The sequence below is a fragment of the Vibrio sp. SNU_ST1 genome, from assembly GCF_030563405.1.
In the GTDB taxonomy this organism is placed as follows: domain Bacteria; phylum Pseudomonadota; class Gammaproteobacteria; order Enterobacterales; family Vibrionaceae; genus Vibrio.
Map to the genome: position 1 here is coordinate 2,580,257 of NZ_CP130748.1, position 12,260 is coordinate 2,592,516.

General features: G+C 44.7%; 9 protein-coding genes. 4 read left to right on the forward strand and 5 right to left on the reverse strand.

The features are described from left to right. Positions 1-211: 211 nt before the first annotated feature. Positions 212-1,399, reverse strand: coding sequence for a tyrosine--tRNA ligase (gene tyrS, locus Q5H80_RS11285; protein WP_004734518.1), 1,188 nt, complete (start codon positions 1,397-1,399; stop codon positions 212-214). A gap of 129 nt (positions 1,400-1,528) precedes the next feature. Between tyrS and Q5H80_RS11290 the strand changes: the two genes are divergently transcribed. After that, positions 1,529-2,818 carry a peptidoglycan DD-metalloendopeptidase family protein gene (locus tag Q5H80_RS11290; protein WP_304564805.1) on the forward strand — a complete coding sequence of 430 codons (1,290 nt, stop codon included), beginning with the start codon at positions 1,529-1,531 and terminating at the stop codon, positions 2,816-2,818. A gap of 103 nt (positions 2,819-2,921) precedes the next feature. Here Q5H80_RS11290 and Q5H80_RS11295 read toward each other — a convergent pair whose 3' ends face one another. The 3 genes from Q5H80_RS11295 to erpA all read right to left on the reverse strand — a co-directional run bounded on the left by Q5H80_RS11295 (position 2,922) and on the right by erpA (position 7,826). Continuing rightward, positions 2,922-6,011 (reverse strand): efflux RND transporter permease subunit, encoded by a 3,090-nt coding sequence (locus Q5H80_RS11295; RefSeq protein ID WP_304564806.1) that lies wholly within the window; start codon positions 6,009-6,011, stop codon positions 2,922-2,924. Positions 6,012-6,021: 10 nt separating this feature from the next. Further along, positions 6,022-7,146 (reverse strand): efflux RND transporter periplasmic adaptor subunit, encoded by a 1,125-nt coding sequence (locus tag Q5H80_RS11300; RefSeq protein ID WP_304564807.1) that lies wholly within the window; start codon positions 7,144-7,146, stop codon positions 6,022-6,024. 338 nt (positions 7,147-7,484) lie between these two features. Beyond that, the gene (erpA, locus tag Q5H80_RS11305) at positions 7,485-7,826 is read right to left on the reverse strand and encodes an iron-sulfur cluster insertion protein ErpA (RefSeq protein ID WP_004734539.1); all 342 of its coding nucleotides are present in this window, start codon (positions 7,824-7,826) and stop codon (positions 7,485-7,487) included. A 296-nt stretch (positions 7,827-8,122) separates the two neighbouring features. Here erpA and hemL point away from each other — a divergent pair, with 296 nt between their 5' ends. Next, positions 8,123-9,418, forward strand: a complete 1,296-nt coding sequence (hemL, locus tag Q5H80_RS11310) for a glutamate-1-semialdehyde 2,1-aminomutase (RefSeq protein WP_304564808.1) — start codon at positions 8,123-8,125, stop codon at positions 9,416-9,418. Between the two features lie 406 nt (positions 9,419-9,824). On the opposite strand, the gene Q5H80_RS11315 is transcribed toward hemL, so the two are convergent. Beyond that, a complete protein-coding gene (locus Q5H80_RS11315) occupies positions 9,825-9,950 on the reverse strand; it encodes a hypothetical protein (RefSeq protein ID WP_304564809.1) in 126 nt (41 codons plus the stop codon). 76 nt (positions 9,951-10,026) lie between these two features. On the opposite strand from Q5H80_RS11315, the gene Q5H80_RS11320 reads away from it, so the two are divergent. Together Q5H80_RS11320 and rsmC are read left to right on the forward strand one after the other, a co-directional pair. Beyond that, positions 10,027-11,112 carry an AI-2E family transporter gene (locus Q5H80_RS11320; RefSeq protein WP_009847558.1) on the forward strand — a complete coding sequence of 362 codons (1,086 nt, stop codon included), beginning with the start codon at positions 10,027-10,029 and terminating at the stop codon, positions 11,110-11,112. 110 nt (positions 11,113-11,222) lie between these two features. Then, positions 11,223-12,245 (forward strand): 16S rRNA (guanine(1207)-N(2))-methyltransferase RsmC, encoded by a 1,023-nt coding sequence (gene rsmC, locus Q5H80_RS11325; RefSeq protein WP_304564810.1) that lies wholly within the window; start codon positions 11,223-11,225, stop codon positions 12,243-12,245. Positions 12,246-12,260: the final 15 nt, after the last annotated feature.

Here is a 12,260-nt window from a genome sequence, read left to right on the forward strand (position 1 = left end):
AGATCAATACCGAGACAGGTTATTCTTCTCCATTCAAACTAGGAGGATGGTCGGTATTGTTCATAAAAATCTCCAAAATTACTGTCAGCTCGACAGCGCGCATAGTGTAGCAATCCTGTAAAAAATTCTTCGTCAACTTTCTGTCAATAAATAAGGGTCAATAAAAAAGGCATCCGAAGATGCCTTTTCTATAAATCATTGAGATTTAATATTACTTGATAGTAATACGAGCAAACTTACGCTTACCTACTTGGTAAACCGCAGTACCGGCTTCAGGTACGAATTTGCTGTCTTCAATCTTCTCGCCTTCAAGCTTAGCTGCGCCTTGCTTGATCATACGCATCGCATCAGAAGTCGAGTTTACAAGACCTGCTTCCTTTAGAACGTTCGCAATTGGCAGGCCTGCTTCGAATTCAAATTCAGGCATTTCATCAGGAACTTGGTTCTTAGCAAAACGGTTAACGAACTCTTGCTCAGCCGCTTCAGCATCTGCTTCGCTGTGAAAACGAGCAATGATCTCTTTAGCAAGAAGTACTTTCACGTCACGAGGATTTTTGCCCGCCTCAACGCCAGCTTTCAGTTCCGCAACTTCTTCAAGAGGACGGAAAGACAGCAGCTCGTAGTAGCTCCACATTAGATCGTCAGAGATAGACATGATCTTACCAAACATCTCGCTTGGTGCTTCGCTGATACCGATGTAGTTGTGCGCAGACTTAGACATCTTCTTAACGCCGTCTAAACCAACAAGTAGTGGCATCATTAGTACCGCTTGTGGTTTTTGACCTGCAGCTTTTTGCAGTTCACGCCCCATTAGAAGGTTAAACTTCTGGTCAGTACCGCCAAGCTCAACATCGCTCTCTAGTGCAACAGAGTCGTGACCTTGAAGAAGTGGGTACATGAATTCGTGGATTGCGATCGGTTGGCCACCAGCGTAACGCTTTTTAAAGTCATCACGCTCAAGCATACGAGCAACAGTTTGGTTAGAAGCAAGACGAATCATGCCTTCTGCACCAAGCTCAGATAACCACTCAGAGTTGAAACGAATTTGCGTTTTCGCTGGATCTAGAATCTTGAATACTTGCTCTTTGTAAGTTTCAGCATTCTTCAATACGTCTTCACGGCTTAGCGGTGGACGTGTTGAGTTCTTACCTGATGGATCACCAACCATTGCTGTGAAATCACCGATAAGGAACGTCACTTCATGACCAAGCTCTTGGAAAGCACGAAGCTTGTTAAAGATAACCGTATGGCCTAGGTGGATATCTGGAGCGGTTGGATCGGCACCCAGTTTAATGCGTAAAGGACGACCTTCTTTTAGTTTCGCAATCAGTTCGTCTTCTGGAATCAGTTCTTCTACGCCACGTTTGATCTCGGCTAGTGCAGCTTCAATACTCGCCATTCTTGTTCACTCCCACAGATTTGGCAAAAATATAATAATTAGACATCTTACTTGAATAGCGATGTATTTTGAAACCAGTTACACTATTCCGTCGTCTATTTTCATAATATTTACAGAACGAACCGGAACATGTTGTCTATTTTTGCACGCCTTCCCATTTTGCACCGGGCATTTATCGCATTTTTTAGTGCCGTAATTTTTATCGCTATTTTCTTACTCCCCGACGTCAACAGCTTGCGTGACGATACGGGAGCTTTAGTCGTTGGAAAACACTACCCACTGACGATCAGTGCATCAGCACTTGTTAGCTCAAGTGACGCACCACCGACGGCAGTACTCAAATGGGAGAAATACACCGTTCGCTCTGGCGAAAGCACCTCTGTTTTATTTGAACGTATTGGCCTTTCATACCGTTTGCTGATCACTCTACTCAATACCAATAATGATATTAAGAAGCAGCTGTCCAACCTAAGACCTGGCGATGTATTGCAGTTCGGCTTCGATGAAAACAACGACCTTATTCAGTTAAAGCGACAACTTAGTGCGTTTGAAAGCTTTAAGATCACTAAGTCTGGCGATTCATTCGCCTCTAGCTTCGACAAAAAGGAAGTGGCTTACCAATACAACTATGCCGAAGCCAACATCACGTCTAACTTCTGGAACGCCGGCGTCAATGCAGGCCTAACCGCAAACCAAATTATGGAACTAGCTGGTATCTTCGGTTGGGATATCGACTTTGCTTTGGATATTCGCAACAACGACAGCTTTAAAATCTTGTACCAAGAGAAAGTCGTTGAAGGCGAAGTGATAGGTCGCGGTAAGATCATGGCTGCTGTGTTTAAAAACCAAGGTGATTCATTTACCGCGGTATTAGATGATAGAAGCGGCAATTACTTCGATGAAAATGGTCGAGCGATGAAAAAAGCTTTCTTACGCTCCCCTATTGATTTCCGTCGTGTGACATCGAACTTTAATCCACGCAGAAAACACCCAGTGACAGGTAAGGTTCGAGCTCACCGAGGCACCGACTACGCTGCCCCTGTTGGCACACCTATCTGGGCAGCCGGTGACGGTATTGTTCAGAAATCGGGTTACAACCAATTCAATGGTAACTACGTGTTCATTCGCCACAGCAACACCTATATCACTAAGTACCTGCACATGAAGCGACGTATGGTGAAAACAGGTCAGCGCGTAAAACAAGGTCAAACCATTGGTACCTTGGGTGGTACAGGTCGTGTGACTGGCCCGCACTTACACTATGAATTCTTGGTCAATGGCGTACATAAAAATGCGCGTACCGTAAAGTTACCTCAATCAAAATCGTTAACCGGTAAAGCAAAAGCAACATTTATTGCGAACTCAGAGATTCGACTGAATAACCTAGAGCGATACGGCCAGTTACTAGCGACTAATTAGGTTACTCGCAACCAATTAGATTGAAAGCCTAATCACTATAAAGACCAAAAGAAGAGCGCCCATCAAGGCGCTCTTTTTTATGTTCATCGAACCACTGTATCTACTATTTTTCAGTCTTCTTGTCTCGCCCTAGCATTAATAGACAAGGAGTCAGTACCAAGGTTAAGACTGTCGCGAATGCTAAGCCTCCTGCAATTGCCGTAGCGAGTTGCGACCACCATTGCGTACTCGGCGCGCCAAACTCTATTTTTTGGTTGATCAAGTCGATGTTCATCTCTAACACCATCGGCATCAAGCCTAATATGGTAGTAACCGTAGTAAGCATCACTGGCCTTAAACGCTGAACACCAGTTCTTAGAATCGCATCTCGCTTATCCAAGCCGCGTTTTATCAACTGGTTATAGGTATCGATCAGCACGATATTGTTGTTCACCACTATACCTGCCAACGCTATCACTCCAATTCCGGACATCACGATACCAAACGGACGTTGGAAGATAAGCAGGCCAACAAACACGCCAACCGTCGAGAACAACACCGCACTTAGAATCAAGAACGCTTGATAGAAGCTATTGAACTGAGTAATCAAAATCAACGCCATTACCGCCAGTGCAACCATGAATGCACTTTGTAAGAAGGCAGAAGAGTTTTCTTGCTCTTCATTTTGACCACGGATACGAAATTCTACGCTACTCGGTAGCCCCAATTCACTTAACGCTTGCTCAATCTTTGGCAGTTCGAGGGCAAGGTTATAGCCCTCTTCCATATCCGCCTTGATGTTCACTACACGCTTACCATCGAGGCGTTTAATCGTATCTTGCTTATGGTCGGGAACAATCTGAGCAAAATTGGTGATCGGTACCAAGCCAGCAGGTGTTTTGACTCTCAACTGGTCAAAGCGTCCGATATCTCTTTTATCATTAGGGTAACGCACCAAGATATCGACCTCTTCTGAAGAATCATCAGGCAGGTAATCACCAATCTTGAGACCATTGGTAACGAATTGAACGGTATTACCCACCAAGGTCGCATCAGCGGAAAAGCGCGCGGCATCGTCGCGGCGAATATCCACCTTCCAATCTATGCCATCTTTGCTCGCAGTATCACTGATGTTAGTCAGTGCTTGATTGCTATCCGCCCAGTTTCTTACTATTTTTGCAGCCTGATTCAGCTGATCTGGTGTTGTTGCTGACAGCTCAATCACTAAATCATTTTCAACTGGAGGCCCTGCATCCGGGAACTTATATTCAACCTCAACACCAGCATATTGATCGGTTTGCACCTTTAATTCATCAATAATCGCTTTAACACTACGACGATATTGCCAATCAACAGGAGTAATCGAGATCAAGCCAATCTGGTCGTCCCCACCCGTTCGTGTGTAAACAGTATCGAACTCATCATGATTAAGCATCATTTGCTCAATATCGCGCATGATGTCATCTTTTTCTTGAATAGAAAGATCACCATGAGAACGAACTTTAACGTTAAAGAATGGTGGATCAACTTCAGGGAAGAACTCTGCACCTAGGCCCGCTTTTGAATAAGTAAAACCAACTGCAACCGCGAGTAATATCGCACTGAACAGAATCTTAAAGGGATGATTAATCGCAATCGAAAGCGTGTGGTAATACGCCTTGGTTAAGCCCGTTGCTTGTGAAAAGTCACCATTATGCAGTGCCACCATTCGAGCTTGGCTTTTAGGCGATACGTATTGAGGTTTGCCAATTAAGCCACCTAATACCGGTACAAACAACAACGCCATAATCAATGAAGCGGTTAGCGTTGCAATCAGTGTTAGTGGCAGAAACTTCATGAATTCGCCCGTTACATCCGGCCAAAATAGTAACGGAGCAAATGCAGCTAAGGTTGTCGCTGTCGATGCGGTTATCGGCCACGCCATCCGTTTCGCTGCGTCTCGGTAAGCTTCTTTTCTACCTTCGCCTTCTTGCATTCGTCTATCGGCAAACTCGGTAACAACAATCGCGCCGTCGACCAACATACCAACGGCCATGATCAAAGAGAACAACACCACTATGTTGACAGTTAAGCCGAACACAGACAACACCAATAATCCCGTAAGAAAGGAACCAGGAATGGAGATACCCACTAACAAAGCGGTACGCACACCAAGAATGGCGATGATAACGATCACGACCAAAATTATGGCGGATAAAATATTGTTTTGAAGATCGTTGAGCATGATCTTCACATCTTTAGATTCATCCCAGGTGTATGTAACCAATAAGTTATTTGGCCATTCCGCTTGTTGTTGAGCACCAGCCATAACCGCTTTAACTAACTCTACGGTTTCGATGATATTTTCACCCGCACGCTTCTTGATATCCAAGACCACTGCAGATTTACCATCTAAACGGGCAAAGCTTTCAGGATCTCGAAATGCTCGACGAACCGTGGCCACATCACCAAAGGTTACGACCTGTTTACCATCCACTTTAATAGGCAACTCAAGTACGTCTTTTAAAGAGTTAAACACCGAAGGGACTTTGACTGAGAAACGTCCGTAGCCAGTATCAACAAAGCCAGCTGCAACTACTCGATTGTTCAGAGCGATCAGGTTATAGATATCCGCTTGATCTAAGCTGTAGCTCTCCATCAACAGAGGATCAACAACAATTTCGACGATGTCATCGCGATCGCCTGCAATATCGACCTCTAGAATTTGGCGATAGCTTTCGAGCTTATCTTCGAGCTCTCGGGCAATTTGAACAATGGTGCGTTCAGGAACAGTACCGAATAGCACAACAGACAGAACAGGTTGCTCAGACGCGAGTGTTACTTCATTTACGGTCGGCTCATCACTGTCTTCTGGCAATTTTGGTTTGGCTAAATCGACAGCATCACGCACATCAGCCATCGCTTTGGTGAGATCAACGCCAACATTAAACTCCAACACAACAGAGGCGTGGCCTTCTGCTGCGGTTGCGGTCATCTCTTTTACGCCTTCAATCGACCTCAGCTCTTGTTCTATCGGTCTAACCAATAAGCGTTCTGCATCGGTTGGCGAAATACCCTGGTGCCCAACAGAGACGTAGATAATCGGGATGGTAATGTCGGGGCTAGATTCTTTGGGGATCGTGATATAGGTGACGACACCTGCGACCAATATGAGTGCCAAAAGAGAGAGCATTGTTCGAGCACGAGACAAGGCTGCATCAATAATTGAATACATCGGTTATCTCCTACTCTGCGGTTACGTTAGAGAGTTCAACGCCTTGCTCAACAGCAATCACAGAATCACCATCACGCACAAACCCTTGGCCTACAGTTATAATATCAACTCGCTGACCTAACCCTGTGAGCCAAACTCCATCTTGTTCTGCCTTTACTAGCTGAATACCTACAAATTTCACGGTTGGTGAGTCATCGACTGAAACCAAAGTTTTGACCCCAAGATTACCGGCCTCATCCAGAGCCAGCATCGCAGGTGTTATCTTGATAGCATCACTTGTTTCTAGGTTGAGTGTTACTTCAGCGCTGACACCAGCAGGTAATAGGCCTTCAGAATTATCAATTTCAATTTCGATTGGGAAAGTATTGGTTGAGGCCGAAGAAATTCGAGACACATAACGCAAGCGCCCTTCTGCCTCTTCTCTTCCAAGTAAGCGAACCAAAGCAGATTGATTGACTAATAGATGTTGGATATGGCGCTCACTGACATCGGCCTCAATCACCAGAGGGTCAAGATCAATCACACCAGCAACCGGATCGCCGACGCCTACGAAATCTCCAAGCTCAACCATCAAATCTTGAACCACACCGGAGAAAGGCGATGTGATGACTGTATTTTTTAGAGCTAGTTCCGCATTACGCTTCATGGCCTTTGCTTCGGTTAACGAAGCCTCTGCTGTGGTATAAGCTATTTCGCCTTGCAGCCCTCTTTTTTTCAACGACTGCGCCGCTTTGAATTCCTTCTGCTTCAAGCGATATAAAGCCGAAGCTCGCTCTAGTTGAATCTCTAAGTCACCTTTATCTATCTGAGCAATGGCCTGCCCTACTTTAACGGTATCGCCTTTTACAACGTTCAACCTAACAATCTTGCCCGCGACTTCAGCTCCCAATCGAGCATGCCTATCGGGTGCTGTGCGACCATAGAGGTCAATGGTTTTAAAGGTGGGGGATGATGTAAATGTTTGAAAGGAAACCTTAGCCAACGGAATTTCTGTCGCTTTTTTTTCTGACGACTCTTCCGCTTGCCCCACTCCTAAACCAAGCCAAATCGACAACAGCACAACTAGAACCAGAGAAACCAACCACGGCTGCTTCAGTTTCTGAAAAAATGGAGAGTTAGAAAATAGAGTGGGCATAGCAAATCCTTTTGTCCGATGTGATTAAGGCGCGCTAATTAGCTTAACACCGTCATATGCAACATCCTGATGCACAGAGGTAACCTTAACAGACCCACACCCAACGAAGTTGGACGCTATCGACAGTTTAAAAAATATGGCGTTTACTATAAACCGAATAAATAAAGTAGAACTTAAATATAACCACCTAAAATAGCCTTGGCGTACATGCCTAGAATAAGTCGACTTACTGTCTGTTTTATATGGTGTATTTTTTACAAAAAAAAACACCGAGCATTGGCTCGGCGTTTAAAATATTTCTAATGTAGCTTTTCGTTCAAGCTACCTTTCAGTGCACGCTAAACGCTAAATGATGCGCCACAACCACATGTTGTTGTCGCGTTCGGGTTGTTCACAAAGAAACGTGCGCCTTCTAGGCCTTCAGTGTAATCAACCATGCCGCCCATTAAGTACTGTAGGCTCATTGGGTCAACAACCAGCGTCACACCGCTATTTACAATGGTAGTGTCGCCATCATTTACTTTTTCATCAAATGTGAAGCCGTATTGGAAGCCACTACAACCACCGCCTGTAATGTAGACACGTAGTTTTAGCTCTGGGTTTTCCTCTTCAGCAATTAGCGTTTGTACGCGGGTAGCTGCTGCATCAGAAAAAGACAATGGGATATTTACTTCGCTCACGACAACCTCTCTTACCTGTGTCAAAAACAACATGATACAAATCTAAATCGAGACCATAGTTGTTGAGTATTTTCTTATATTCTGGTGATTATCTAATACCTGACTGAAACGTTCAAGTATTCACCACAGGATCGTTCCTTTTACTGCTGTAAACTCGCTAATATCTGACAATTAAAACGCGTAACCACACAAAACAACCAGATTCGGGTGATTATATCAGCGAAGGCATTCCTAGTTGGATTCCGGATAGGTACAATGCGTGCCAATTGGTCCGACAGTCAAAAGAGGATATATCAATGACCAAATCAGCAGAGCTGTACGAAAAAGCACAGCAAACTATTCCTGGTGGCGTAAACTCTCCAGTTCGTGCATTCAATGGCGTAGGTGGTTCTCCTATCTTCGTTGAACGCGCTGATGGCCCACTTATTTTTGATGCTGATGGTAAAGCATATATCGATTACGTTGGCTCTTGGGGTCCAATGATCCTTGGTCACAACCACGTTGTTATTCGTGACGCTGTTATTGCAGCAGCTCAACGCGGCCTTAGCTTCGGTGCTCCAACCGAAACTGAAATCAAGATGGCTGAACTTGTATCTGAGATGGTCCCATCAATGGAACAACTGCGTATGGTGAGCTCAGGTACAGAAGCAACAATGAGTGCGATTCGTCTCGCTCGAGGCTTTACTGGTCGTGACAAAATCCTTAAGTTTGAAGGTTGTTACCACGGTCACGCAGACAGCCTACTTGTAAAAGCAGGTTCTGGAGCACTGACTTTAGGTCAACCAAGCTCTCCTGGCGTACCGGCTGATTTTGCGAAACTAACGCTAACTGCAACTTTCAATAATCTAGATTCAGTACGTGAAATCTTCGCAGCAAACAAAGGTGAGATCGCTTGTATCATCGTTGAGCCTGTAGCGGGCAACATGAACTGTATCCCACCAGTAGATGGCTTCCACGAAGGTCTACGTGAAATCTGTGACCAAGAAGGTGCGTTGCTAATCTTTGATGAAGTAATGACAGGTTTCCGCGTTGCTGAAGGTTGTGCTCAGGCTTACTACAACATCAAGCCAGACTTAACGTGTCTTGGTAAAGTGATCGGCGGCGGCATGCCTGTGGGGGCTTTTGGTGGTCGTAAAGACGTGATGCAATACATCGCACCAACGGGTCCAGTTTACCAAGCAGGTACGCTTTCAGGTAACCCTGTTGCAATGGCTGCTGGCTACGCATGTTTGAACCTTCTAAGAGAAGAAGGCAACGAAAAGCGTCTAGCATCAAAAACTAAGCAGTTGGCAAATGGCTTCAAGCAACTTGCTGACAAGCACGGCATCCCTATGCTAGTGCACCAAGTTGGCGGTATGTTTGGTTTCTTCTTCACAGACCAAGAAACAGTAACGTGCTACGAAGATGTAACTAAGTGTGATGTAGAACGCTTCAAGCGCTTCTTCCATCTAATGTTAGATCACGGTGTTTACCTTGCACCTTCAGCATTCGAAGCAAGCTTTACTTCTCTTGCTCATGGTTCAAAAGAACTGGATGCAACACTAGAAGCTGCTGACCGCTCTCTTGCGATCATTGCTGCTGAAAGCAAATAATCGAAAGCACTTTATAAGTCGCTAACCGATTGAATTTAGGGCTGCATTAAATGCAGCCCTTTTTAGGGCGTATTGATCTTTCGAGCTAATTTTTGCAGCGAGTTGCTGGGTATTTATACAAGGCAGAGGCTTTGATGTGTAGCTAGCCTACATGAGAAGCCGATAACGCAGTAGAAATGACCAGCAAACGCTGCCCGAAGGGTTCGGCTAAAAGCGTTTTACTCTTTGTTGAGGGGGATTTGCTTAGAATGCTAGGCTACTTCCCCCTCACCGCGATTAAAACCCTTTTATCTCGAACAAAATTTAACCACGAAAGGTCAACACGCCCTAGTACGTTCAAGTAATCAACCGCGGATATCTCCGCCTAATTACCCGTCAATTTATTCGAAAACCTAACGAAAAACGTCTAACGTTCCCAGAAAAGAAAAACCAGCAACATCATCGTACCTAGGAACATTCTGAACCAAGGGATCTCTTTTTTTATTTTCTGTTCTTCGTCTTGGCATTTCTTATCTTTATTACAGCATCCCATTATCAAAACTCCTCATTGCTAACTCTCTGTTTTGCAGCCATTATAAACTCAGAACGTAAATATAGAGACCATTAACGTGTCAGAAAAACTCAAAATCAATACTAGCCACTGGGTGATCATCATTGCCCTGCTTGCGGCGGCTTATGCTTGTTACTTGCTTATCGAGCCTTATGTAAATTCCATAGTTATGGCATTCATCATCTCGTTGCTGATGTTTCCAATTCACGAATGGCTTGAAAAGAAAATACCGAATAAAGAGAACGTAGTCTCTCTGCTTTCTTGTGTGATCCTGACTTTCATTATTGTTATCCCTTTATTGGCAGTATTTGCAGCAATTGTTCAGCAAGGCTCTCTGTTCTCTCAGAACACCTACCAATGGGTGACACACGGCGGTATTCAGACTCTGTTTGCACACCCACTCGTGGTCAAAGCGCTGTCGTTTGTGAATAACTACCTGCCTTTCGACAACATTGAGCCCCAAGCCATCGCACAGAAAGTCGGAGAATTCGCGACAAGTTTTGGTTCTAAACTGGTTGGTATCAGTGCGAAAATCCTTGGTGATGCGACCAACTTCTTAATGGATTTTTTCTTGATGCTGTTTGTTCTGTTCTTCTTATTAAGAGATCACGACAAAATCATCAGTGTGGTTCGTCATATTCTTCCGCTATCTCGTAGCCAAGAAGACAAGCTCCTCACTGAGATTGAGCAAGTTTCTAAGTCTGCAGTTATGGGCTCATTCTTAACCGCAATAGCGCAAGGTTTTGCGGGTGGTTTAGGTATGTGGATTGCAGGTTTCCCTGGGTTGTTCTGGGGCACTATGATGGGCTTTGCCTCTTTCATCCCAGTGGTCGGTACCGCTCTAATCTGGATCCCAGCCGCAACCTACTTATTCCTAACCGGCGATACCACGTGGGCAATTTTCCTAACGGTTTACTGTGTCGCGATTGTTGGCTCAATTGACAACCTACTGCGCCCGCTGCTGATGCAAGGCAGTGCAGGTATGAATACGCTAATGATCTTCTTCTCACTGTTGGGTGGTATTCAACTGTTTGGCCTCATTGGTCTTATCTACGGCCCACTGATCTTTGCTATTACTATCGTTCTTTTCAATATTTACGATGAAGAGTTTAAAGACTTTTTAAACCAGCAAGACAAGAGTTGATCAACTGTTCAGCAACTTGGTTGCCGACCCCGTATTAAACACTTCAAGCTTTGGGCGGATTATGCGAAAATCCGCCCTCATTTTTTGCTAACGATTCAATAGAGTGTCCTATGTCAGCTTATATTGCCCCAAGCCAAATTGCTCAACGTCAACTCGCCTACTTTGAAGGCAAACATGTTTTAGTTGCAGGTGAGGCTGAAGACTTATTCCCTGTTGAATTAGCGAAACATTGTGAATCAGTCACCGTGTTTACTTCTAATTACAGCTACTACCGTCAATTAGAAGGCAGCAACACCATCCAACGTTTTTATGGTGCGGAGTTTACCGAAGAAACCAAAGCCGACTTAGTGATGCTGTACTGGCCAAAGGCCAAAGCGGAAGCGGAATTTCTGTTGGCAATGTTATTTGCCAAGCTAGGTAAAGATACCGAGATTGTCGTAGTTGGCGAAAATCGTTCTGGTGTTAAAAGTATCGAGAAGATGTTCGCTCCTTACGGCAAAGTCGTGAAATACGATTCAGCGCGTCGTTGTTCTTTCTACTGGGGTAAATGCTTCGAGCAACCACCAGCCTTCAACCTGCAAGAGTGGTTTAAAACCTACACGGTTAACATTGGTGAGCAATCACTGACCGTGAAAAGCCTTCCTGGCGTCTTCAGCCACGGGCAATTCGATGTCGGTAGCCAACTTCTGTTGGATACTCTGCCAAAACTAAAAGGCAAGGTACTGGATTTTGGCTGTGGTGCAGGCGTATTAGGCGCGGTAATGGCATCTCGTCACCCTGATATCGAACTGGAAATGTGCGACATCAGTGCATTTGCCGTAGCATCAAGCCAAGCTACGTTAGAAGCGAACGGTTTAACGGGGAATGTCTTCGCCTCAGATGTCTACTCTGATACATCAAAAGATTACCAATTCATCATCAGTAATCCACCATTCCATTCTGGTTTGGATACAAGCTACAACGCGACTGAAACCTTACTTGCTCAGGCTCCTAACCACATAAAGCGTTCTGGTGAGATGATTATTGTTGCGAACAGCTTTTTAAAATACATTCCAATTATTGAGCAAGCTTTTGGAAAATGCGCGACTCTAAATAAGACCACCAAATTCGCGATCTATCACGCAAGCAAATAGCCTATCTAACACAGC

Bases quoted from the DNA above. Each gene is read 5' to 3' on its own strand.
- tyrS (WP_004734518.1), bottom strand. From the start codon at position 1,399: ATGGCGAGTATTGAAGCTGCACTAGCCGAGATCAAACGTGGCGTAGAA.
- Q5H80_RS11290 (WP_304564805.1), top strand. From the start codon at position 1,529: ATGTTGTCTATTTTTGCACGCCTTCCCATTTTGCACCGGGCATTTATC.
- Q5H80_RS11295 (WP_304564806.1), bottom strand. From the start codon at position 6,011: ATGTATTCAATTATTGATGCAGCCTTGTCTCGTGCTCGAACAATGCTC.
- Q5H80_RS11300 (WP_304564807.1), bottom strand. From the start codon at position 7,146: ATGCCCACTCTATTTTCTAACTCTCCATTTTTTCAGAAACTGAAGCAG.
- hemL (WP_304564808.1), top strand. From the start codon at position 8,123: ATGACCAAATCAGCAGAGCTGTACGAAAAAGCACAGCAAACTATTCCT.
- Q5H80_RS11315 (WP_304564809.1), bottom strand. From the start codon at position 9,950: ATGGGATGCTGTAATAAAGATAAGAAATGCCAAGACGAAGAACAGAAA.
- rsmC (WP_304564810.1), top strand. From the start codon at position 11,223: ATGTCAGCTTATATTGCCCCAAGCCAAATTGCTCAACGTCAACTCGCC.